This is a genomic window from Streptomyces sp. NPDC059957, assembly GCF_042730015.1.
Lineage (GTDB): Bacteria > Actinomycetota > Actinomycetes > Streptomycetales > Streptomycetaceae > Streptomyces.
Genome location: NZ_JBHWMB010000041.1, coordinates 44,077 through 66,052, shown reverse-complemented (window position 1 = coordinate 66,052; position 21,976 = coordinate 44,077). Strand labels below are relative to the sequence as shown.

Sequence of the window (21,976 nt, the reverse complement as noted above, 5' to 3'; positions counted from 1 at the left end):
ACCCGGTTTTTAGTCGAGGTAGTCGCGCAGCACCTGCGAGCGCGATGGGTGACGGAGCTTCGACATGGTTTTCGACTCGATCTGGCGGATGCGCTCACGGGTGACCCCGTACACGCGGCCGATCTCGTCGAGGGTCTTCGGCTGGCCGTCGTTGAGGCCGTAGCGCATGGAGACCACGCCCGCCTCGCGCTCCGAGAGCGTGCCCAGGATGGACTGGAGCTGCTCCTGGAGGAAGGTGAAGGAGACCGCGTCGGCCGGCACGACCGCCTCGGAGTCCTCGATGAGGTCACCGAACTCGCTGTCGCCCTCCTCACCCAGCGGGGTGTGCAGAGAGATCGGCTCGCGGCCGTACTTCTGGACCTCGATGACCTTCTCGGGGGTCATGTCGAGTTCCTTGCCCAGCTCCTCCGGAGTGGGCTCCCGGCCGAGGTCCTGGAGCATCTGGCGCTGGACACGGGCCAGCTTGTTGATGATCTCGACCATGTGGACGGGGATGCGGATGGTGCGCGACTGGTCGGCCATGGCACGCGTGATCGCCTGCCGGATCCACCAGGTCGCGTACGTGGAGAACTTGAAGCCCTTGGTGTAGTCGAACTTCTCCACGGCGCGGATCAGACCGACGTTGCCCTCCTGGATCAGGTCCAGGAAGAGCATGCCGCGGCCGGTGTAGCGCTTGGCGAGGGAGACCACGAGGCGGAGGTTGGCCTCCAGCAGGTGGTTCTTGGCCCGGCGGCCGTCCTCGACGAGGATCTCCAGCTCGCGCTTGAACGCGGGCTTGTGGTCCTCCTCCTCTTCGAGCTTGTACTCGGAGAAGAGACCGGCCTCGATGCGCTTGGCGAGCTCCACCTCCTGCTCGGCGTTGAGCAGCGGCACCTTGCCGATGAGCTTGAGGTAGTCCTTGACGGGGTCGGCGGTGGCGCCGGCGACCATGACGGTCTGCGCCGGGGCGTCGTCCTCGTCGTCGTCGGACAGGACGAAGCCGGCGCTGCCGCCCGTCTTGGGCGTCTCCTTCTCGTCGCCCTCGTCCAGGTCCTCGGCCGCCCAGTCCTCGCCCTCGGCCACGGGGGCGTCGCCCTCGTCGCCGTCCTTGGCGGTCTTCTTCGTGGCGGCCGTCTTCTTCACGGCGGTCTTCTTCACGGCGGTCTTCTTGACCGCGCGCTTCTTCGGCGCGGCGGCGGCCTCTGCCGCCACCTCCTCCTCGGTCCCGGAGGCCGACGGATCGGATATCGCCGCGGCGGGGGTGGTGGCAGCCGTCTTGCGCGCACCGATGAGGCGCGGCGGGGCAGCGGCCTTCTTGGCGACGGTGCGCGCCGGAGCGGCGGCCGCCTTGCGCGCCTTCTTGGCGGGAGCCTTCGTGGCGGGGGCGGCGCTGACGTGCAGCGCGACGCCCTCCTCGTCCAGGACCTGGTTCAGGCTGCGCAGGACCCGCTTCCACTGGTCCACCGGGATGCGGCCGGCCTCGAAGGCCTGGCGCACGTCATCACCGTTGATGTGACCCTGCTCGCGGCCACGCTCGACAAGCGCGACCAGGGCCTCGGATTCGGCGATCTCCGTGGGGAACGTACGGGACGGGCTGAGCGACACAAGGAGCCTCTCGTTGCGAACAGATAAGGGGTGGCGGGACATCATCGCGCGAACTCGGGAAACAGACCCGAGGGGGGTCTGTATTCCGGGCCGCACGAGGACACCTGTCGGTTCATCGCATGCCCGAGTAGATTCGTTACGCGCTGAATTGAGTGACCTGCGCCACGCCGTGACCGGGGAACCGGTCGCGGGTGGTCGCGTCCGCCCGTTTTGTCAGCCCGTTTTGCGGGCCTCGATGAGAAAACGGGCGGTGTGTGCGACGAACGGGCCTTCGCGCTCGATCTGTTCGTGCAGCTCGCGCAACCGGTCCCGATGCTGCCCGACCGTGAAGCCCGGCACCATCCAGATCACCTTCCGTAGAAAGTAGATCACGGCTCCGATGTCGTGGAACTCCGTCCGCAGCCGCTCGGAGCGCAGATCGATCACCTCCAGTCCCGTCTTCGTGGCCTCGGCGACGGCGTCGTCGGGGTGCCGGGCCCGCCGGACCTCCTCCGGTTGCGGTCCCAGGAAGTACTCCACGAGCTCGAAAACGCTCGCCGGGCCGACCTGCTGCGAGAGGTAGGTGCCGCCGGGCTTCAGCACCCGCGCGATCTCCTCCCACCAGATCGTGACCGGATGCCGGCTCGTGACGAGCTCGAAGGCCTCGTCGCCGAACGGCAGCGGCGGCTCGTCGGAGTCCGCGACCACCACCGCACCGAGCGGGTGCAGCAGCCTTGTCGCCTTGTCGATGTTCGGCGGCCAGGACTCGGTGGCCACCGTCAGCCGGGGCAGGGGCCCGGCTCCGGCGAGCACCTCCCCGCCGCCGGTCTGGATGTCCAGGGCGGAGCCGGCCTGCGCCAGGCGCCGCGCCAGGAGGCCCTGGTAGCCCCAGGAGGGGCGCTGCTCGGTGGCGCGGCCGTCGAGCCAGGAGAAGTCCCAGCCGTCGACGGAGACGGATTCCGCTTCCGCGACGAGATGGTCGAAAGTGCGCGTCATGTCTCGATCGTCCCAGGTCCGGCCCCGGTCATCCACCGGATTGCCGGGACCGGGGCGCACGCCGGGCCCCGCGGGGGTTCGCCTACACTGGGCGGCGGGCCGTGACTGGCGTTCGGGTGGATCACCACCGGGGAGCGGCCCGGCGTACACCCGCACCCCGTACGTCGACTGCCGCGCGCCTGGGCGAACCGCGATCCCGCAGCGACGCTCAGGAGCCCCGATGACAATCCAGACGACTGCCCAGCAGGCACAGACCGCCACCCTGATGGACGGCACCGCCCTCGCCCGCCGCATCTCGGAGCGGACCGCCGAGTACGCGGCGAAGATCACCGAGCGCACCGGTACCGCGCCCTGTCTGGCGACCGTGCTCGTCGGCGAGGACCCCGCGTCCGTCACCTACGTCCGCATGAAGCAGAACCGCTGCGCCAAGGCCGGGATCACCTCCCGCCACGTGGAGCTGCCGGCCGCGACGACCACCGAGGAGCTCGTCGCCACCCTGACCGCGCTCTCCGAGGACCCGGAGATCAGCGGCATCCTGCTCCAGCACCCCGTCCCGCACCACATCGACGAGCGCGCCGCCTTCGAGGCCATCGCCCCGGGCAAGGACGTCGACGGGGTCACCATGCACTCCTTCGCCGCCATGGGCTTCGGACTGCCGGGCTTCGTCTCCTGCACCCCCGGCGGCATCATGCGCCTGCTGGAGGCCTACGACGTGGACCTGACCGGCAAGCACGCCGTGGTCGTCGGCCGCAGCGCGATCCTGGGCAAGCCCGCCGGGATGCTGCTGCTGGAGCAGAACGCCACCGTCACCTACTGCCACTCGCGCACCGTGGACCTGCCGTCCATCGTCCGCCAGGCGGACGTGCTGGTCGCCGCCGTCGGCAAGGCCGAGTTCATCCGCGGCGAGGACATCAAGCCGGGCGCGGTGGTCCTGGACGCCGGCTACAACGAGGGCAACGTCGGCGACGTCCACTTCGAGTCGGCCGCCGCCCGCGCCTCCCTGATCACCCCGGTACCGGGCGGCGTCGGCCCGATGACCATCGCGGTGCTGCTGGAGCAGACCGTGCAGGCCGCCGCCGCGCAGGCCGGCCTGGCCCTCGCGGACCTCTGACCCGGTCCGCACCCCCTGCCGCACGGCGAACGCCCCGGGCCCTTCGGTCCGGGGCGCTGCGTTTCCCGCGGTAACGGGCCGAAAGGCCGATCCCGGTCCGCCGCGACGGGGCTCCACTGAATATGTGAAGCCTTCGATGGATATGCAGAAGCCCCCGGCGTCGGACGCAGCACCGGACGCGGCGGTGGTGGGCACGAAGCGCCACCCGCGCGGGCTCGCCACCCTCGTACTCGCCGAGCTGTGGGAGCGTTTCAGCCTCTACGGCATGGTCGCCATCCTCGTGCACTTCCTCGCCGCCTCCCGCGGCCACGGCGGCATGGGACTCCACGAGGGCACCGCGGAGGCCGTGGAGGGCGTCTACATGGCCATGATCTCCCTGCTGGCGCTCCCCGGCGGCTGGATCGCCGACCGGTTCCTCGGCGCCCGGCGGGCCGTCCTGTGGGGCGGTGTGGTCATCATGGCCGGCCACGCCCTGATGGCCGTCCCGAACCCGGTCTTCGTCTGGCCCGGCCTGGTCCTCATCGTCATCGGCACCGGCCTGCTCAAGCCGAACATCTCCGCACTGGTCGGCCGGCTGTACGCCGCCGACGACGACCAGCGGCGCGACGCGGGCTACTCGATCTTCTACATGGGCATAAACCTCGGCGCCGTCATCGCCCCGCTCGTCGTCGGCTACCTCGGCGAGGAGGTCAACTGGCACCTCGGTTTCGGCGCCGCAGCCGTCGGCATGGCCCTCGGCCTGGTCCAGTACGTCCTCGGCGGCCGCCGCCTTTCGCAGCAGCTGCGGACGGAGCCCGTGGTCCGGCTCACCCCCGCCGAGCGGGCCAAGGTGCGCACGTCCTCCGCGTACGGCCTGGTCTTCACCGCCGTACTGATCACCCTGCTGGTCGCCGCGCACGCGCTGAGCATCGACAACATCACCTTCGTGCTGACGATCGTCGCCGTGGTGGTCCCGGCGGGCGTGCTGCTCTCGATGTACCGCAGCCCCAAGATCGACCGGACCGAGAAGACCCGGCTGCGGGCCTATGTCTGGCTCTTCCTGGCCGCCACGCTGTTCTGGCTGGTCTACGACCAGATGGGCAACGAGCTGAACCTGTTCGCCGCCCAGAAGACCGACCTGTCCCTGCTCGGCCGGCACATCCCGGCGAGCTGGACCCAGTCGCTGCCCTCGCTGTTCGTGATCATCCTGGCCCCCGTCTTCGCGGCCTTCTGGGTGCGCCGGGGCAAGCACATGAGCACCCCGTTCAAGTTCGGCCTGGCCCTGCTGCTGACCGGTGCCTCCTTCGTGGTCATGTCGGGCGCCGCGGCCATCGCCTCCAGCGGGGTCAAGGTCTCGCTGATGTGGCTGGTCGGCGTGTACGTGATCCAGGTGATGGGCGAGATGTGCCTGAGCCCGGTGGGCCTCTCGGTCACCACGAAGCTCGCTCCGCGGGCCTTCACCAACCAGATGATGGGCGTGTGGTTCCTCGCCGCCGCCACCGGAGACGCGATCGGCGCGCAGCTGCCCCGGCTCGACGCGGTCATCGGCCAGAGCTGGAACTTCCTGTGGCAGGGCGCCATGGTGATCGCGGCGGGCGCGGTGATGGTCTTCTTCACCAAGCGGCTCAAGGTCCTGACGGGCGAGGCGGCCGCCGCCCGGGAAACGGTGGCGGTGGCGGCCTGAACCGGGGCGCTCGAACCGGTTCGGCCCGGGCGGCCGTGCGCGCATTACCCGCGAGGTAATCGACCCGGCGGGGCGCCGGCGGCACAGTGGAGCCATCGGGTTCCGGGGCCGCGCACTCGGCTCCGGGGCCCGGGCATCCGTACCCCACCAGCGCATTCGACCCTCGACGGAGGCTGATCCGCCATGTCCGCAACCCTGCTCACCGCCGTAGCCCGCACCACCGTCCCCCAGACCGCGCTGCGCCGGTTCCTCGCGCTCGACTCCGTCGTCACCACCGGCAACGGGCTCGCCTACGTCGCCTTCTCCGCGCCCCTCGGCCGCCTGCTCGGCGTCGGGCAGGGGCTGCTGCTGGGACTCGGGGTGTTCCTGGTGCTCTACGGGGCGGGCGTCGGCCTGCTGGCCTCGCGCCGGCAGCCCCCGGTCTTCCCCGTCAAGCTCGTCATCGAAGGCAACTACGCCTGGGCCGCGCTCAGCCTCGTCGCCCTCGTCGTCTGGTTCACGCCCACCACCGCCGGGGCGGTGTGGATCCCGGCGCAGGCGCTCACCGTCGGCTCCTTCGCCCTCCTCCAGCAGCTGGCGCTGCGCGCGGGCTCAGGGCGCCAGTGACCGCAGGTACTTCACCGTCGCCGGGTCGGCCGGCAGGAGGGTCTCGATGGCCAGCTCGGCGACCGTCACGTCCATGGGGGTGTTGAAGGTCGAGATGGAGGACACGAAGGAGAGCAGGTGCCCGTCGTGCTCGATCCGCAGCGGGAGCGCGAGGTACGCGACGGCCTCGACCGGCTCGTCCCCGTACGGTCCTGCCCCGTGCGGCCCTTCCCCGTACGGCCGCCCGTCCTCGCCGGGCCCTTCCGCCCCCTCCGCCGCCGCGGGCGGCGGATAGGCCGCCACCTCCTCGTACAGCGCGCGCAGCGGCGCCGAACGGGCCAGGGCGATCTGCCGCTCCATCTGGGCCAGCAGGTGTCCGCGCCACTCACGGAAGTTGCGGATCCGGGGGGCGAGGCCCTCCGGGTGCAGGGTCAGCCGCATCGCGTTGAGGGGGCCGGCCAGCAGGTGCTCCGGCAGCCCCTCCATCAGCAACATGATGCCCCGGTTGGCGGCCACCACCTCGTACGTGGCGTCCACCACCAGCGCCGGATACGGCTCGTAGCCGGTCAGCAGCCGCTCCAGCCCCTCGCGCAGCACCTCCATGGAGGGGTCGCTCAGCGGGGTGTGCGCGTACCGCGGCGCGTAACCGGCCGCCACCAGCAGGGCGTTGCGGTCCCGCACCGGGACGTCCAGCCGGTCGGCGAGCCGCAGCACCATCTCCTCGCTCGGCCGGGAGCGGCCCGTCTCCACGAAGCTGATGTGCCGGGAGGAGGAGTCGGCGCGGCCCGCCAGCTCCAGCTGGCTGAGGCCTCGCCGCTCCCGCCAGTTGCGCAGCAGGGCGCCCACCGTCAGTGGCGCAGCAGTCGTCATGCCTCGACGGTAGCCCAGCCGGACGCCCGCGGCCGGGTCACCCCACGTCGAAGACGTTCCGCAGACCGAGGCGGTAGCGCCACAGGTCGTGCCGCTTGGCGGACTCCACCTCGGGGGCCCGGTACAGCGATCGCACGGTGCACCGGGGTGCCGGTGAACCATCTCTGTCCAGGAGGGAGTTGACCGCCGCCCGGGCCGAGGCGTTGGCCCCCTCCATCGTCGCCAGGTCGATGTCGACGGACACGTAGTCCCCGCTGAGGAAGAAGTTCGGGATCCGGGTGGCGGCGCTCGGCCGGTTGTGGAAGGTCCCGGTCGGGTGGATCAGCAGCTCGTCCTGGTTGGTCGGATGCGGGGTGCCGGTCCCGTCCACCCCCGGATCCAGGAACCACGAGTGCAGCTTTCCGTCCGACAGCACGGTCTTCCCCGTGTCGTTGAGCGAGGCCTTCAGCTGCGCCCACACCTCGCGGGCGACCTCCTCGCGGGTGCACTGCTTGGCGGTCTTCCCGTAGAGGATCCCCGGCTTGTCCCACTCGGAGATGTCCACCGACAGGCAGTCCACGGCCGCGCCGTCCCCGTAGTCGGCGGGGAAGTCGCGCGACGGCCAGTGCTCGGCCTGCTGGATCGCCGTCAACGACCATGGCGAGTCGATGCAGTTGAGGTGGCCGTGCACGAGCGGGGCGCGTTCGGTGAGGTAGAACTGGATGCCGGTCATCCAGTCGGTCCGCAGCAGGTCGCACCGCCCGAGCATCGGGTCGGCCGCGCGCAGCGCGGGGCTCCAGGTGCGGCGGGCGTGCTCGACGGGCAGCGCGCTGACGTAGTGGTCGGCGGTGACGGTCCGCACGGCTCCGGCCGGGTCCTCGATGAGGACCCCGCTCACGCGGCCGTCCCCGTACCGGACCTCGCGCACCGTCCAGCCGATCCTGAACTCCACTCCCAGCGACCGCAGATGGGTCTCCCACGGGTCGATCCACGCCTCGTTGGTGGGCAGGTTCAGGATCCGGTCCGGCGGTCCGTCGGCGCCGCGGCCCAGCAGGTTGAAGACGAACGCCTCGCCGAGCGTGCCGACGGTGCGGGTAGAGGCCTCCTCGGCCTTGGTGGCCACGATGTTGCGGGTGACGCCGATCGCGAGGATCCGCTGGTACTCGCTCGACATCCGCGCGGCCCGGGTGAACTCCCACCACGGCGTGCGCTCCCACTGCCCGTCGCGCCGCTCGTCGCAGCTGGTGAGGAAGACCAGGGCGCGGTCGACGAAGTACGCCGTCTCGTGGAACGGGAGACGGACCAGCGACTGGAGGATCCCGGTGAGGGCCCGGCGCAGCTCGTCGGGGGTCAGCTCGGCGGGGGAGTGCTCCGGCCAGGGGATGGGCGCGCGCAGGTCCTCGCGGCCGGCCGCGCGGGCGAACATCATCTCGCGCGGGGCGACCAGGTTGTCCCAGACGCCGTTCGCGTTGCCGGGGAAGGGGATGCGCCGCATCGTGTCCGGCAGGTTGTGGTAGATCCCCGGGATGAAGCGGAAGCCGTGCTCGGCGGGGAGGGGCCGGCGGCCGCCCCGGGCGCTGCCGGGGACGTCCATGCTGCGGGCCTTGCCGCCGAGCGCCCGCCGCTCGTACACGGTGACGGAGTAGCCGCGTTCGGCGAGTTCGTGCGCGGCGGTGAGGCCGGCGACCCCGCCGCCGAGGACGGCCACGCGGCGCGCGTCCGCCGGCGCCGCGGCGGGCCGGGGGGTGGCCGGTCCGGTCGCCGCCTCGGCCGGGACGGTCCCGGCGGCCGATAACGCGCCCGCGGTGGCGGCGGCCCCCGCGATGAAGGTGCGCCTGGAGTTTCCTGTGCGCGTCACGGTGATGCTCCCTCGATGTCGTCGGCACCCGGCGGTGTCACCGGTGGTGTCACCCGCGGTGTCACTCGTCTTATTACCGGCGGTAACAGTCACGTCCGGCGCAGGAGCATAGGGGCGGCGCGGTGGCCACGGAAGGCAGGGAAGCACCCGCACGCACTATGGCGCGAAACCTTCCCTCCTGCCCGAGCTGTGGGAACCTTGACTCCACGTCAGGTCAATCGGGCAGTCGTGTACGCCGTGTGCGTCGTCTACGGGGAAGGAGCCTGCGGATGTCGAGAGAGCCGCTTTCGCAGAAGGAGATCGAGGACCGGCTGAGGGAACTCCCCGGCTGGGCCTTCGAGGACGACCGGATCATCCGCACCTACCGGCTGGGCAGCCACTTCGCGGCGAGCGCGCTGGTCAGCCATATCGCCAGCGTGCAGGAGGAGTTGAACCACCACTCCGACCTCACCCTCGGCTACAACACGGTCCGCCTCTCCGTGAACACGCACGACGCAGGAGACTCCGTGACCGACGCCGACTTCGCCCTCGCCGAGCGCGTCGAATCCCTGGCCCCCGCCCACGGCGCCGCCTGATGCCGGAAGCACCACCGATGCCCGTGCCCGTGCCGAGACCGCTCCTCGACTACGACGCCGAAGCCGAGGCCTACGACGCCACCCGCGGCGGGGTCCCGCGCGCCGAGGCCGCCGCCGCGGCGGTCCTCGGCCTGCTCCCGCCGGACACCGTCACCCTGTTGGACCTCGGCTGCGGCACGGGCATCGTCACCACCCGCATCGCCGCCGCCCGCCCGGAGCTGCGCGTGCTCGGCGCGGACGCCTCGTACGGGATGGCCGCCATGGCGCGCTCCCGGGGGGTCCCGGTGGTTCTCGCCTCCGGGACCAGGCTCCCGTTCCGCCCGGGTTCGCTCGACGCGGTCAGCGCGGTCTGGCTGCTGCACCTGCTGCGTTCACCGGGCCTGGTGGCCGCCGTGATCGCCGAGGCCGGGCGGGTGCTGCGGCCCGGCGGGGTGTTCGTCACCACCGTCGACAAGGACGCCGCCCACGACGTGGGCAGCGACATCGACGCGGTGCTCGCCGAGCACCTCACCGCCACCCCCGCCGACTCCGCCCAGGCCGTCACCGGCCACGCGGCCGCGGTGGGCCTGCACCCCGCCGGCGAAACCCTCTTCACCGGCCACGGCCAGGGCCGCACCCCGCGCGGGGCCGCCGAGGCCCTGCTCGCCGGGCGGTACGCCTCCCGGGTCCACCCGCGCGGAATCACCCCGCGCGAACTCGCGGACCGGCTCGAACTCCTGCCCGGACCGGACACCCCGCGCGCGGAGCCGACGTACCGGCTGCGCGGCTTCGTACGGGCCTGACGGGGGCGGGCGGGGGAAGGGGGGCGGGGGCGGACGGGGACGGGTCCTCAGCCCCCCTGCCCCCGCCTCAGGCGGGCTCCAGGCGCCACCACTGCGCCGGAGAGTCGGTGTCCTCGCTCTGCCGGGCCAGGCCCTCCGCGTCCGCCTCCAGCGGCAGACCGCTGATGGCGGCGATCAGCGAGACCACGCCGGGGTCGTCGAGGTGCTCCTCCACGACCCACTCCTGCGCCCCGAAGGCGTTCGCCTTCCACACCTGGACCCGGGTGCCGCTCTCGGTCGAGGCGTTCGCGACATCGAGCCGCTTGCCGTTGTGGACGCTGACCAGGTGGAAGATCCCGCCGCCGCTGTGCACCGGGGTGATCTCCCACTGCCGGGCCGCGCCCGGCTCGCCGTCCGGCCCGACCCGGACCCGGTTGCCGCTCTCGACCTGGAGCAGCAGCCCGCTCGCGGCATTGCGGATCCGGTACACGCCGTCGGGCGCCTTCGTCCCTCTCGTCGGCTCGCTCACCGGCGGCTCAGTAGTCGAACTCGGCCGGGTCGGGACCGATCCGGCGGCCCGCCGAACCCGCGCCGAGCGCGTCCAGCGCGGCGATGTCCCCGGCGTCCAGCTCGAAGCCGAAGACGTCCAGGTTCTCCCGGATCCGCGCAGGGGTCACGGACTTCGGGATCACGACGTTGCCCAGCTGGAGGTGCCAGCGCAGGACCACCTGCGCGGCCGAGCGGCCGTGCTTGGCGGCGATCGCGGTGACGGCGGGCAGGGTGAGCAGGTCCTTGCCCTGGCCGAGCGGGGACCAGGCCTCGGTGGCGATGCCCAGGCGCGCGTGCAGGGCGCGCAGCTCGGTCTGGGGGAGCAGCGGGTGCAGCTCGATCTGGTTCACGGCCGGCACCAGGGAGCTCTCGGCGCCGAGCCGTTCCAGGTCGGCGGGGCGGAAGTTGGACACGCCGACCGCCTTGGCGCGGCCGCTCTGCGCGATCTCCTCGAAGGCCTTCCAGATGGCGAGGAAGTCGTCGCGCATCGGGCGCGGCCAGTGGATCAGGTACAGGTCGATCTCGTCGAGGCCCAGCTTGGCGAGCGAGGCGTCGAACTCGCGGAGCACGTTGTCCCGGCCCCAGGTCTCGGACTTCCCGTTCCACAGCTTGGTGGTGACGAAGAGCTCCTCGCGCGGCACCCCGGCGGAGGCGATGGCCTTGCCGGTGCCCTCCTCGTTGCCGTAGACGGCGGCCGTGTCGATGCTGCGGTAGCCCGCCTCCAGAGCCGTCCGGACGGCCTGCTCCGCCTCGGCGTCCGGAACCTGCCAGACGCCGTAGCCGAGCTGGGGCATGAGCGTGCCGTTGTTGAGCTTGATGCCGGGGACCTGATTCACGTCGGTCGTTCCCTCTGGTCGTCGCTGGTGCGGGTGCTGACTGCCGTACGGACGCAGGTGCGCGTGCCCGTACGACCGGCGACAACCGGGCCCCGGCGTGGCCTATTCCCGCCGTACGGGTGAATTCGTACGGCGGAAACAGGCGCACGGCGCTACGCCCCCAGGTACGCCTCCCGGACGAGCGCGTTGGCCCGTACCTCGGCGGCCGTGCCCTCGGCGAGCACGGTGCCCAGGTCCAGGACCACCACCCGGGTGCAGAGGTCCATCACGAAGGCGACGTTGTGCTCGACCAACAGCACCGCGCAGCCCTCCTCCCCGGCGAGCCGGCGCACGACTGCCGCGAGCTGCTCGCGTTCGGGCGCGGACATGCCCGAGGCGGGCTCGTCCAGGAGCAGCACCCGGGGCGGATCGGCCACCGCGCGGGCCAGCTCCACCATCCGGGCCCGCCCCACCGGCAGACCGCCGGCGTACGCGTCCCCGAGCGCGCCGATGCCGCAGTCGGCCAGCACCCGCGCGGCCCGCTCCCGCCGCTCCCGCTCCCGGTGGCGCCGGGTGGGCGAGGCGACCAGATCGGCGGCGAAACCGCCGCCCCCGCCCCGCCACTCCTGCGCGACGAGGACGTTGTCGGCCACGCTGAGCTGCCCGAACAGCTGCTGGCGCTGGAAGGTCCGGCGCATCCCGTGCCGGGCCCGCCAGACGGGGGAGCGCCGGGTGACGTCCACCCCGTCGAGCAGCATCCGGCCCTGGTCGGGCCGCCGGATCCCGGACAGCACGTCGAACAGGGTGGTCTTCCCTGCCCCGTTCGGCCCGATCAGCCCGCACACCTCGCCGGCCCGGATCCCGAGGTCCACGCCCGTCAGCGCCCTGACCCCGCCGAACCGGACACTGACGCCGCGGGCCTCCAGCACATAGGGGTCCTCTCTCATGTCGCCATCCCCAGGTAGGCCTCGGTCAGCCGGTCCGCCTCCACCTCGGAGCGCGGGCCGCACCAGGAGACGCGGCCCTGCGAGAGGTAGGCGACGGTGTCGGCGATCCCGAGGATCTCGGCCGCCTTCTCCTCCACCAGCAGCAGCGCGGTGCCGGCGGCGCGGAGCTCCATGAGGAGCCCGTACACCTCGTCCACCACGCGCGGGGCGAGCCCGAGGGAGGGTTCGTCCGCGATGAGCACTGCGGGCGGGCGCTGCAACAGCGGTGCGAGGGCCAGCATTTGCTGTTCCCCGCCGGACAACGACCCGGCGGAGAGCGTGCGTCGCTCGCGCAGCCGGGGGAACCGGTCGTAGACGGCGTCCCGTTCGTCCGCACCCCCCAGGTAGAGGGCGAGGTTCTCCTCGATGCTGAGCGAGGGGAAGATCCCCCGTCCCTCCGGCGCGAGCAGCACTCCTGCGCGTGAGCGTCCGACGGCGCCGTCGCGGGTGGCGTCCCGTCCGTTGACGAGTACGGTCCCGCCGGTCACCGGCAGCGCGCCGGCCGCCACCCGGCAGGCGGTGCTCTTCCCGGCCCCGTTGGGCCCGAGCACGGCGAGGATCTCGCCCTTCCGGACGACGAGGCCGACCCCGTGCAGCACGAGCCCCCCGTCGTACCCGGCGGTCACACCGCGCAGCTCCAGCGCGGACGGCTCCGCGGACGGCTGTTCCCCCACCCCGCCCCTTCCCGAAACCGGGGCGCTGCCCCGGCCCCCGGCGAGATCAGCCCCGCCGGCGTTTGAGGAGCGGGGGTCCGGGGGCGGAGCCCCCGAAGGGGTCCGGGGTGAAGTCCCGCCCCGCGGCGGAGCCGCGTCATCCGGCGCAGCGGGAGGGGGCGGGGTGGGGGAGAGCCCCGCAGGGCCCACCCCGGCTCCGCCACCGACCCGTGCCGCGGGAACGGCCCCGGCCGAGACGTGGGCTCCGGCCAAGGCAACGGCCCCGCCCCGGGAAGCCGCCCGCCGTCGGGCCCGCCGCACCGGCACCGCCGCGCAATACCCGTCGGGATCGTTGGCCAGGGCCAACCCCGCCAGGCCGAACAGGATCACCGGCAGGTGCGCCGACTCCGTCACGTAGTCCGCCATCACCCGCGGAGCGACGGCGAAGACCAGCCCCGCCACCACCGCGTACTGCGGCCTGCGCACGCCCGCCGCGACGACCACCGCCAGCCACACCAGCCCGGTCATCGCCGTGAAGTCCGTAGCGGTGATGCGGGTGTTGTACGAGGCGTACATCACACCGCCGAAGCCGGCCAGCCCAGCCGACAGAGTGAACAGCAGCAGCTTCGTCCGCAGCACGGACACCCCGGAGGCCATCGCGGCCGCGGGAGCCGACCGTACGGCGAGCATCGCCCGGCCCGAGGGGGAGTTCCGCAGGGCGCTCAGCCCGGCGGCGACCGCCGCGACCAGGACGAGCAGGGCCACGCCCAGCGCCCGGTCGTCGGACAGGTCCACCGGCCCGATGACGGGGCGCGGGATGGACCACCCGGAGTCCCCGTTGCGCAGCCACCGCATCTGGAAGAGCACCTGGTCCGCCAGGAAGGCCAGGGCCAGCGTCGCCAGTGCCAGGGAGCGCCCGCCGAGCCGTAGCGCGGGCAGTGCGACCAGGGCCCCCAGGACGGCGGCCACGCACGTGCCGACCGCAAGCGCCGCGAAGAACGGCCACCCGCGGCTCATCAGCAGCCCTGCCACCAGCGCGGCCCCGGTCACGAAGGTGCCCTGGGCCAGGGACACCATCGCCCCGAGCCCGGTGACCACGGTGAAGGACATGAACACCAGGGCCAGCGCGAGCCCTTGGGCGAGGAGCCCGCTCCAGAAGGGGGTGGTCACGGTGTAGAAGGCCGTTCCCAGCAGTACCGCGCCCGCGGCCCACACCCCCCAGCGCCGCACCCAAGTGGCCCCGGCCAGATGGTCCGGGGACGCGACGTCCACGGCGGCGGTCCCGGCGGCCCGGGCCCGCCGGGTGAGCACCAGCAGCCCCCCGAACAGGATCAGGAAGGGTACGGCCGTCCTGAAGCCGGTGATGGAGTCGGCGAAGGACGCGTAGCCGACGACCAGGTTCTGCAGGACCCCGAGCCCGAGGCCGCCCGCGAAGGCGAGCGGGACGGAGGCGAACCGCCCGATGACGGCCGCCGTGGCCGACACGAACAGGAACAGCGTGAAATCGTGCGCGGACAGCCCGAGCAGCGGGGTCGCCAGGACCCCCGCCAGCCCGGCCAGACCCGAGGCGATCATCCACGCCACCGAGGACAGCCGGTCGGCGTCGATCCCGCGCAGCTCGGTGAGCGAGCGGTTGTCGACGGCGGCGCGCAGCCGCAGCCCCAGCCGGGTGTGCCGCATCAGCACCCACAGGGCGACGGCCACCAGGGCCGTGGCCACCCAGGTGATCAGCTGGTCGGAGTCGATGCCCACGTCGGAGGTGAGCTGCCAGGAGACGGCGGGGCTCGGCCCCACCCCCGGGAGCCCGAACTGGTTCTCCGCCGGCTTGAGCGGCGCTCCCGCGTCGGTCAGGAGCTCCACCGTCCAGAGACCGGCCGCGGGCAGGGCCACCAGGAGTCCGATGGTGGCCACGATCTGCGCCGTCTCGCCGACCTGCGCGAGCCGGCGGAACATCAGCCGGTCCAGCGCCCACCCGAGACCGGGCGCCAGGACCAGGACCACCAGCAGCGCCGCCGGGACGGCCGGCCAGCCGAGCCCGGAGTGCAGTTCGTAGAAGGTGAGCGCGCACAGGTAGGCGGTGGCCCCGTGCGCGAAGTTGAACAGCCCGGACGCCGAGTACGACAGCACCAGCCCGGTGGCCAGCAGTGCGTACAGGGCGCCGGACACCAGACCGCTCAGTACGAAGGCGAGCAGATCTCCCATTCGGTTTCCCGTACCCCTACTTGAAGGGGATGGGCTCGTAGCACTTGAACGGTACGGAGACCTCGTACGCGCCGTTCTTCAGCTGGACGAGCGCCCCGCAGCCGAAGCTGTCCTTCTGGCCCTTGGGCTCCGCGCGGTTGCCGACGAGGGTGTCGGTGTCGGAGAAGCCCTGCGCGGCGGCCTGGAAGGACTCGACGGTCAGGCCCTTGCCCGCCTTCTGCGCGATGGACACGAACAGGTCGGCCGACATGTACCCGGTCATCATGTGCATGTTGAGCGGCACGTCCAGCCCGCCCGACGCGGCCTTGATGTCGGCCTTGAACTGGGCCATCTTCGGGTTCGTCGACTCGAACGGCTCGAACTGGAGCAGGACGTGCACGCCGTCGAGGGCCTGCTTGGTGGCGTCCTTGGCGAGCAGACCCGGGTCGTAGTCGGTCGGGTCGGAGAGCAGGCCCTTGTACCCGCTGCGCTTGAGCGAGGTGAACAGCCCGATGTTGTTGGGGGTCTGCATGACGGAGACGACCGCGTCCGGGGCCTTGCCGTCGTTGCTCTCGAGGATCTCCTTGACGTACGCCGACCAGTCGCTCGGCACGGCGGTGCCGGGCACCGAGGCCTTGGCGTAGGAGACCTTGAACCCGGCGCTGGCGAAGCCCTGCTGGAAGGTGCGCACGCCGAACTTTCCGGCGTCGCTGTCGTTGGCGATGATCGCGACCGACTTGCCCGCGGCGCCGCCGAGGATCTGGCCGATGCCCTCGGGCCAGGTCTGGTTGATGGTGCCGCCGGGGGTGGGGACGAGGCAGCCGTTGAACCCGTAGATGTACTTGGGTCCGCAGAAGGAGGGCAGCGTGCCCCAGCCGAAGGTGGGTACCTTCTCCTGCTCCAGGAAGTCGGCGCCGGTGAAGGTGACCGAGCTCATGGGGGCGATCGCGAAGACCTTGTCCTGCTGGACGAGTTTGCGGGCCGCGGCCAGGTTCTTGGCGGGGTCCTGCCCGTCGTCCTCGGCGCCGATGTAGTCGATCTTGAGGCCGTTGATCCCGCCCTCGGCGTTGGCCCTCATGTAGCGGGCCTTCGCCCCGAGGTCGGTGGCCTTCTTGCTGTAGCCGCTGGCGCTGGTCATCGACACGATGCCGCCGACCTTGATCGATTCGGCGGTCACCCCGCGGGAGTTGCCGCCGGCCACTCCCGGCTTGTCGGTGGAGGCGCCGTTGGAGGCGGAGTTGCAGGCGGAGACGAGCGCGAGCGCTGCCGCCGCAGCGGCCAGGGTGCGGATCGGTCGCAACATGTGTGGATCCCCTCCGGTCGGAATCCCCGCATTCTGTGCGTGACCTGACGCATCGTCAATATCAACGACAAGTAAAGTGACGACCCGTCAGGTAACGGTTCGGACCGTTGGTGTGATCGCACCGCGCCGTGCCGGTGGCGTCCGTCAGGACTGGTAGAGGTCCGCCACCTCCTCGGCGTAGACCTTCTCTATGGCCCGCCGCTTCAGCTTCAGCGAGGGCGTCAGCAGCCCCCGCTCCTCGGTGAACTGCTCGGGCAGGACGCGGAAGGTGCGGATCGACTCGGCCTGGGAGACCAGGGTGTTGGCCGCCACCACCGACCGTCGCACCTCCGCCGTCAGATCGGGGTCCAGCACCAGGTCCGCCGCCGGCAGCTGGGGGCGGCCGCGCATCGCCATCCAGTGCGCGACCCCCTCCATGTCCAGGGTGAGCAGCGCCGCGATGTACGGCCGGTCGTTGCCCACCAGCACGCACTGGGAGACGAGCGGGTGCGAGCGGACCCGCTCCTCCAGGGCGGCCGGGGCCACGCTCTTGCCGTTGGAGGTCACCAGGATCTCCTTCTTGCGCCCCGTGATCGTGAGGTACCCGTCGGCGTCGAGACGCCCCAGGTCCCCCGTCGCCAGCCAGCCCTCCCGCAGGACGGCCTCCGTGGCCTGCGGGTCGTTCAGATACCCGGAGAAGATGTGGGCGCCGTACAGCCAGATCTCCCCGTCGCCGGCGATGTGCACCGTACCGCCGGGGATCGGCCGCCCGACGGTGCCGTACTTGACGGCCCCGGGCGGGTTCGCGGTGGCCGCCGCGCAGGACTCGGTGAGCCCGTACCCCTCGAAGACCGTCACCCCGGCGCCGTCGAAGAACAGCCCCAGCCGGCGCGACATCGCGGAGCCGCCCGACATGGCGTACCGCACCCGGCCGCCCAGCGCCTCGCGGACCTTCCCGTACACCAGCTTCTCGAAGAGCTGGTGCTCCACGCGCAGTTTCGCCGAGGGCCCGGGACCGGTGCCGAACGCCTTCTCCTCGCGCGCCTGTGCGTACCGCACGGCCGTCTCCACCGCCCGGTCGAAGGGCCCCGTCCGGCCCTCGGTCTCGGCCTTGCGGCGGGCGGCGGCGAAGACCTTCTCGAAGACGTACGGCACACCGAGCACGAACGTCGGCCGGAACGCGGCGAGGTCCGGCAGCAGTTCGGCCGCCGCCAGCACCGGCTGGTGCCCGAGCTTGACCCGGGCGCGGACGGCCGCCACCTCCACCATCCGCCCGAAGACGTGGGCGAGCGGCAGGAACAGCAGGGTGGACGGCTGCTCGCCGGGCCCGGCCTGGAAGACGGACTCCCAGCGGGTCACCATCGTGTCGGCCTCGAACATGAAATTGCCGTGGGTCAGCACACAGCCCTTGGGGCGTCCGGTGGTCCCCGAGGTGTAGATGACGGTGGCCGTCGCGTCGGGCGTCACGGCGCTCCGGTGGCGGTGCACGACGTCCTCGGCGACCTGGAGCCCGTCCTCGACGAGCCCGTCCACGGCGCCCGTGTCCAGCTGCCACAGCCGGCGCAGCACCGGCAACCGGTCGATCACCGACCCGACGGTCATGGCCTGGTCCTCGTCCTCCACCACACAGGCCGTGCACTCGGAGTCGTAGAGGATCCAGTGCACCTGCTCGGCGGAGGACGAGGGGTAGACGGGGACCGGCTGGGCGCCGATCGCCCACAGGGCGAAGTCGAAGAGCGTCCACTCGTACCGGGTACGGGACATGATCGCGACCCGGTCCCCGAAGCGGATGCCCTGAGCGAGCAGCCCCTTGGCGAGCCCGAGCACCTCGGAGGCCAGCTCGCCGGAGGTCACGTCGCCCCAGACCCCGCCCGACTTGCGGCCGAGCACGACCCGGCCGGGGTCCTCGAGCGCGTGCTGGAAGACGGCGTCGGCCAGACCGCCGACGGGTGAGCCCGTGACGACCGGTGGGACGGTGATCTCGTGCAAGGCCCGCTCCTCTCCGTACGGCGCGGCGACGCTATCCCACGCCTACCCGCCAGTGATCACGGAAGGAAGACCTCCACAAGACCTCCTCAGTGGTGCGTATCAGGACACCCCCCGGGCCGTGACCACGGAGAGGTTGAAGTCCACCGGGCCGAGCACCCCGTAGAGCCGCAGCCAGAGCGCCATCAGGGCCTCGGTGGCGCGGGCGCTCGACAGGTCGCCGAGATCGGTGATCTGCTCGGGCGCCCAGCCGAAGGAGCGCAGCAGCGCGGTGGTCTCGGCCTTGACGTCGGCGTCGTCGCCGCTCACGAACACGGTGTGGTGGCCCGGCACCCGACGTGGCCTCGGCGCCTTGCCCGGCCCCGGATCGTGGCCCCTGGCGGCGGGTGGGTGCCCACACGGCTTCGGCGGTTTGGTCCCGCCTCCGGGTGCGCGGCTTCCGGCGCCTTGCGTGCGGCCCCGGCCGCGAAGCCGTGCCCCCGCTGCGCGAGCCCCCTACGCGGTCCGCGTCAGGCGGTCCGCGCCCGACAGGATCGCCGTGGCCAGGGCTTCCGCGGCGGCGGAGCCGCGGGCGCCCCGCAGGAGGGCGAACTCCACCGTTCCGAGGTCCGGGAGGCCGCCGACCCGGACCAGCCCCGGCGGGATCAGCCCCCGGGTGTGGGCCATCACGCCCAGCCCGGCCCGCGCCGCCGCGATCAGGCCGCTCAGGCTGCCGCTCGTACAGGCGATCCGCCAAGGCCGTCCGTCCGCCTGCAACACGTCCAGCGCCCGCTCCCGCGTGATCCCCGGCGGCGGGAAGACGATCAGCGGCACCGGCCGGTCCGGGTCCACCCGCAGTCCCTCCGCGCCGATCCACACCATCCGGTCCCGCCACACCAGCCGGCCCCGCTCGTCCCCGTCCCCGCGCCGCTTGGCGAGTACGAGGTCCAGCCGCCCCGCGTCCAGCCGCTCGTGCAGGGTCCCCGACAGCTCCACGGACAGCTCCAGCTCCACCTCGGGGTGCTCGTGCCGGAAGGCCTCCAGGATCTCCGGCAGCCGGGTCAGCACGAAGTCCTCCGAGGCGCCGAAGCGCAGCCGGCCCCGGATCCGGGTGCCCGCGAAGAAGGCCGCCGCCCGCTCGTTCGCCTCCAGGATCGAGCGGGCGAAGCCGAGCAGCGCCTCGCCGTCCTCGGTGAGCTCCACGCTGTGCGTGTCGCGCAGGAAGAGGGGCCGGCCCGTGGCCTCCTCCAAGCGGCGCACGTGCTGGCTGACCGTGGACTGGCGCACGCCGAGCCGGGCGGCGGCCTGCGTGAAGCTCAGGGTCTGGGCGACGGTGAGGAAGGTGCGCAGCTGAACGGGGTCGTACACATCGCCCACCCTACTCCCGCTCATCACGTTCCGTGATGACAGTGAGAGCGGTGTGCGGGTTTCCCGATCACCAATCCGCCCCCGAGAATGAGAGGGAATCCGTCGAGGCCGCTCCCGCCCTTCCCGCCCTTCCCGCCCGCCCTGCCCCGCCCTGCCGCCGACCTCAGCAAGTGAGCATCCCCATGCGCCGCCCGCACCTCCCCGCCCGGCTCCCCGTGGACCCGTTCATCATGGGTCTGCTCGCCACCGTCGGCCTCGCCGCCCTGCTGCCCGCCCGCGGCGCGGCCGCCTCCGCGGCCGAGGTCGCCTCGACGGCGGCGGTGGCCCTGCTGTTCTTCCTCTACGGCGCCCGGCTCTCCACCCGTGAGGCCCTCGACGGGATGCGCCACTGGCGGCTGCACCTCACCGTGCTGGCCTCGACCTTCCTCCTCTTCCCCCTCCTGGGCCTCGCCGCGCACGCCCTGGTGCCCGGCGTCCTCACGCCGCCGCTCTACAGCGGCCTGCTCTTCCTCTGCCTGGTCCCCTCCACCATCCAGTCCTCCATCGCCTTCACGTCGATCGCCCGCGGCAACGTCCCCGCCGCGATCTGCGCGGGCTCCTTCTCCAGCCTCATCGGCATCTTCCTGACCCCCCTCCTCGCGGCCGGCCTGCTCGGCAACAGCGCGGGCGGCTTCTCCTCCGACTCACTGGTGAAGATCGTCCTCCAGCTGCTCCTGCCCTTCCTCCTCGGTCAGGCCCTGCGCCCCTGGGTGGGCGGCTTCCTGGTACGGAACAAGAAGGTGCTCGGCTACGTGGACCGCGCCTCGATCCTGCTCGTCGTCTACACCGCCTTCAGCGCGGGCATGGTCGCCGGGATCTGGCGCCAGGTCAGCCTCCCGCGCCTCGGCGGGCTGATGGCCGTGGAGGCGGTCATCCTCACCGTGATGCTGGCGGCCACCTGGTACGGGGCCAAGCGCCTCGGCTTCACCCGCGAGGACCGGATCGCCATCCAGTTCGCGGGGTCGAAGAAGAGCCTGGCCGCCGGACTCCCCATGGCCAGCGTGCTGTTCGGCCCCCAGGCGAGCCTCGCCGTGCTGCCTCTGATGCTCTTCCACCAGATGCAGCTGATGGTCTGTGCGGTACTGGCCCGCCGCCGAGCACGGGACCCGCAGGCCCCACAGGCCACGGAGCGGCCCGAACTCGCCGCCGGGCATGTGGCGGAGGTCTCGCGCGGCCCCCAACACCCGGTCCCGCAGGCCCGGTAACGTGCGGCGGTGACCTGGATACGCCCGCTCTCCGCCCACGCCCCGCGCCCCTGCACCCTGGTGGTCTGCCGGGGCTGCTGCTGCGGCGACCCCCGCAAGAACCCCGGCACCGACCACGCGGGACAGCTGGCCCGGCTGCGCGAGGCCGCGGCGGCCTCCGACGGGCGCCTGGCCGTCCGTACGAGCGACTGCCTCGGCCCCTGCGCGCAGGCCAATGTCATCGTGGTCCAGCCCACCACGGAGGCCCGCCGCCGGGGCGCCCGTGCGGTCTGGTTCGGCTGGGCCCTGGACGACACCGCCACCGACGAGGTCATCGCCTGGGCCGAAGCGGGCGGCCCCGGAGCCATCCCGCTCCCGGCGACCCTCGACCTCCACCGCATCGACCCCCCGGAACCGAAGCCGGCCGAGCCCGCCTCCCGTCGCGGCCGCCGCAAGCGCTGATCGGGGCGGAACAGTGGGGTCGGAGTAAGGGCTGAGGCGGTTCGGGGGCGGAAAGCGTTAGAGCGAGGAAATGTCCGGTTCTTCTAGGTTCTGGGTGTCAGCAAGAAACCCCGAACCACCAGGGAGCCCCTCATGAAGCTCAGCAAGCGCATCGCCGCCGTCTCCGCCGCAGCCCTGCTCGCAATCCTCGCCATCGGCGGGGCCGCCCACGCCGCGGACAACGGCGGTGGCACCGCCAAGGACGGCTCTTCCCACAGCCACACGATCGAGGCCCCGGCGGGCACCCCGCACGTCGCCGCGAAGAAGATCGAGCCCGCGTCCAAGGACAACCCGTACAGCCAGACCGTCAAGGCCCCGGTGGGCACCGAGCACACCGGGGCGGGTCACCTGGCCGACAAGTAGCCAGAGCGGGGCAGCGGGGGGGGGGGAGAGGAGAGGAAACCCCACCCCCCCAGACCCCCCCCCCCCCCCCCCCCCAGCCAACCCCCCTCCCCCCCCGCCCCCCCCCCCCCCCCCCCCCCTCCTCTTCCC

At 72.3% G+C, this 21,976-nt stretch carries 20 protein-coding genes and 1 riboswitch; of the genes, 8 read left to right on the top strand and 12 right to left on the bottom strand.

Features of this window, described 5'->3' with window-relative positions; genetic code table 11:
* Nucleotides 1-9: 9 nt before the first annotated feature.
* Nucleotides 10-1,584 carry an RNA polymerase sigma factor gene (locus ACFWBW_RS25760; protein WP_385376681.1) on the bottom strand — a complete coding sequence of 525 codons (1,575 nt, stop codon included), beginning with the start codon at nucleotides 1,582-1,584 and terminating at the stop codon, nucleotides 10-12.
* A gap of 213 nt (nucleotides 1,585-1,797) precedes the next feature.
* Entirely contained in the window at nucleotides 1,798-2,559 is a 762-nt protein-coding gene (locus ACFWBW_RS25755) for a class I SAM-dependent methyltransferase (protein WP_385376678.1), read from the bottom strand.
* 91 nt (nucleotides 2,560-2,650) lie between these two features.
* Nucleotides 2,651-2,751: riboswitch (ZMP/ZTP riboswitch) on the top strand.
* A gap of 28 nt (nucleotides 2,752-2,779) precedes the next feature.
* Here ACFWBW_RS25755 and ACFWBW_RS25750 point away from each other — a divergent pair.
* From ACFWBW_RS25750 to ACFWBW_RS25740, 3 genes are all read left to right on the top strand, one after another.
* Nucleotides 2,780-3,670, top strand: coding sequence for a bifunctional 5,10-methylenetetrahydrofolate dehydrogenase/5,10-methenyltetrahydrofolate cyclohydrolase (locus ACFWBW_RS25750; protein ID WP_385376675.1), 891 nt, complete (start codon nucleotides 2,780-2,782; stop codon nucleotides 3,668-3,670).
* A gap of 136 nt (nucleotides 3,671-3,806) precedes the next feature.
* On the top strand, nucleotides 3,807-5,333 hold the full coding sequence (locus tag ACFWBW_RS25745; RefSeq protein ID WP_385376672.1) for a peptide MFS transporter: 1,527 nt from the start codon (nucleotides 3,807-3,809) through the stop codon (nucleotides 5,331-5,333).
* Between the two features lie 183 nt (nucleotides 5,334-5,516).
* On the top strand, nucleotides 5,517-5,939 hold the full coding sequence (locus tag ACFWBW_RS25740) for a hypothetical protein (RefSeq protein ID WP_385376669.1): 423 nt from the start codon (nucleotides 5,517-5,519) through the stop codon (nucleotides 5,937-5,939).
* Here the strand turns inward: ACFWBW_RS25740 and ACFWBW_RS25735 are convergent.
* A complete protein-coding gene (locus ACFWBW_RS25735) occupies nucleotides 5,925-6,788 on the bottom strand; it encodes a helix-turn-helix domain-containing protein (protein WP_385376666.1) in 864 nt (287 codons plus the stop codon). The two genes, ACFWBW_RS25740 and ACFWBW_RS25735, sit on opposite strands and share 15 nt — an antisense overlap.
* Before the next feature lie 37 nt (nucleotides 6,789-6,825).
* Nucleotides 6,826-8,625, bottom strand: coding sequence for an FAD-dependent oxidoreductase (locus ACFWBW_RS25730; RefSeq protein ID WP_385376663.1), 1,800 nt, complete (start codon nucleotides 8,623-8,625; stop codon nucleotides 6,826-6,828).
* Between the two features lie 269 nt (nucleotides 8,626-8,894).
* Between ACFWBW_RS25730 and ACFWBW_RS25725 the strand changes: the two genes are divergently transcribed.
* Both ACFWBW_RS25725 and ACFWBW_RS25720 read left to right on the top strand, forming a co-directional pair.
* Complete coding sequence (locus ACFWBW_RS25725) at nucleotides 8,895-9,200, top strand: 4a-hydroxytetrahydrobiopterin dehydratase (RefSeq protein WP_385376660.1); 306 nt, start codon at nucleotides 8,895-8,897, stop codon at nucleotides 9,198-9,200.
* A gap of 29 nt (nucleotides 9,201-9,229) precedes the next feature.
* Complete coding sequence (locus tag ACFWBW_RS25720) at nucleotides 9,230-9,982, top strand: class I SAM-dependent methyltransferase (RefSeq protein WP_385376657.1); 753 nt, start codon at nucleotides 9,230-9,232, stop codon at nucleotides 9,980-9,982.
* A 67-nt stretch (nucleotides 9,983-10,049) separates the two neighbouring features.
* Here the strand turns inward: ACFWBW_RS25720 and ACFWBW_RS25715 are convergent, their stop codons facing one another.
* The 8 genes from ACFWBW_RS25715 to ACFWBW_RS25680 all read right to left on the bottom strand — a co-directional run bounded on the left by ACFWBW_RS25715 (nucleotide 10,050) and on the right by ACFWBW_RS25680 (nucleotide 19,760).
* Nucleotides 10,050-10,490: an RICIN domain-containing protein gene (locus tag ACFWBW_RS25715; RefSeq protein ID WP_385376654.1), complete on the bottom strand. Its 441-nt coding sequence runs from the start codon at nucleotides 10,488-10,490 to the stop codon at nucleotides 10,050-10,052.
* Nucleotides 10,491-10,497: 7 nt separating this feature from the next.
* Nucleotides 10,498-11,346, bottom strand: coding sequence for an aldo/keto reductase (locus ACFWBW_RS25710; protein ID WP_385376652.1), 849 nt, complete (start codon nucleotides 11,344-11,346; stop codon nucleotides 10,498-10,500).
* A gap of 152 nt (nucleotides 11,347-11,498) precedes the next feature.
* On the bottom strand, nucleotides 11,499-12,272 hold the full coding sequence (locus tag ACFWBW_RS25705; protein ID WP_385376649.1) for an ABC transporter ATP-binding protein: 774 nt from the start codon (nucleotides 12,270-12,272) through the stop codon (nucleotides 11,499-11,501).
* Complete coding sequence (locus ACFWBW_RS25700) at nucleotides 12,269-15,166, bottom strand: ATP-binding cassette domain-containing protein (RefSeq protein WP_385376646.1); 2,898 nt, start codon at nucleotides 15,164-15,166, stop codon at nucleotides 12,269-12,271. Before ACFWBW_RS25700 ends, ACFWBW_RS25705 begins: the two co-directional genes overlap by 4 nt.
* Before the next feature lie 16 nt (nucleotides 15,167-15,182).
* Nucleotides 15,183-16,448: an ABC transporter substrate-binding protein gene (locus tag ACFWBW_RS25695; protein ID WP_385376643.1), complete on the bottom strand. Its 1,266-nt coding sequence runs from the start codon at nucleotides 16,446-16,448 to the stop codon at nucleotides 15,183-15,185.
* A gap of 144 nt (nucleotides 16,449-16,592) precedes the next feature.
* Nucleotides 16,593-18,416 carry an AMP-dependent synthetase/ligase gene (locus tag ACFWBW_RS25690; RefSeq protein WP_385376640.1) on the bottom strand — a complete coding sequence of 608 codons (1,824 nt, stop codon included), beginning with the start codon at nucleotides 18,414-18,416 and terminating at the stop codon, nucleotides 16,593-16,595.
* 99 nt (nucleotides 18,417-18,515) lie between these two features.
* Nucleotides 18,516-18,722: a hypothetical protein gene (locus ACFWBW_RS25685; RefSeq protein WP_385376637.1), complete on the bottom strand. Its 207-nt coding sequence runs from the start codon at nucleotides 18,720-18,722 to the stop codon at nucleotides 18,516-18,518.
* Nucleotides 18,723-18,908: 186 nt separating this feature from the next.
* Nucleotides 18,909-19,760 (bottom strand): LysR substrate-binding domain-containing protein, encoded by an 852-nt coding sequence (locus tag ACFWBW_RS25680; RefSeq protein WP_385376634.1) that lies wholly within the window; start codon nucleotides 19,758-19,760, stop codon nucleotides 18,909-18,911.
* 182 nt (nucleotides 19,761-19,942) lie between these two features.
* Between ACFWBW_RS25680 and ACFWBW_RS25675 the strand changes: the two genes are divergently transcribed.
* The 3 genes from ACFWBW_RS25675 to ACFWBW_RS25665 all read left to right on the top strand — a co-directional run bounded on the left by ACFWBW_RS25675 (nucleotide 19,943) and on the right by ACFWBW_RS25665 (nucleotide 21,847).
* A complete protein-coding gene (locus ACFWBW_RS25675; protein ID WP_385376716.1) occupies nucleotides 19,943-21,004 on the top strand; it encodes a bile acid:sodium symporter family protein in 1,062 nt (353 codons plus the stop codon).
* 9 nt (nucleotides 21,005-21,013) lie between these two features.
* Nucleotides 21,014-21,445: a (2Fe-2S) ferredoxin domain-containing protein gene (locus tag ACFWBW_RS25670; RefSeq protein ID WP_385376631.1), complete on the top strand. Its 432-nt coding sequence runs from the start codon at nucleotides 21,014-21,016 to the stop codon at nucleotides 21,443-21,445.
* Nucleotides 21,446-21,577: 132 nt separating this feature from the next.
* Nucleotides 21,578-21,847, top strand: coding sequence for a hypothetical protein (locus tag ACFWBW_RS25665; RefSeq protein ID WP_385376628.1), 270 nt, complete (start codon nucleotides 21,578-21,580; stop codon nucleotides 21,845-21,847).
* Nucleotides 21,848-21,976 lie beyond the last annotated feature (129 nt).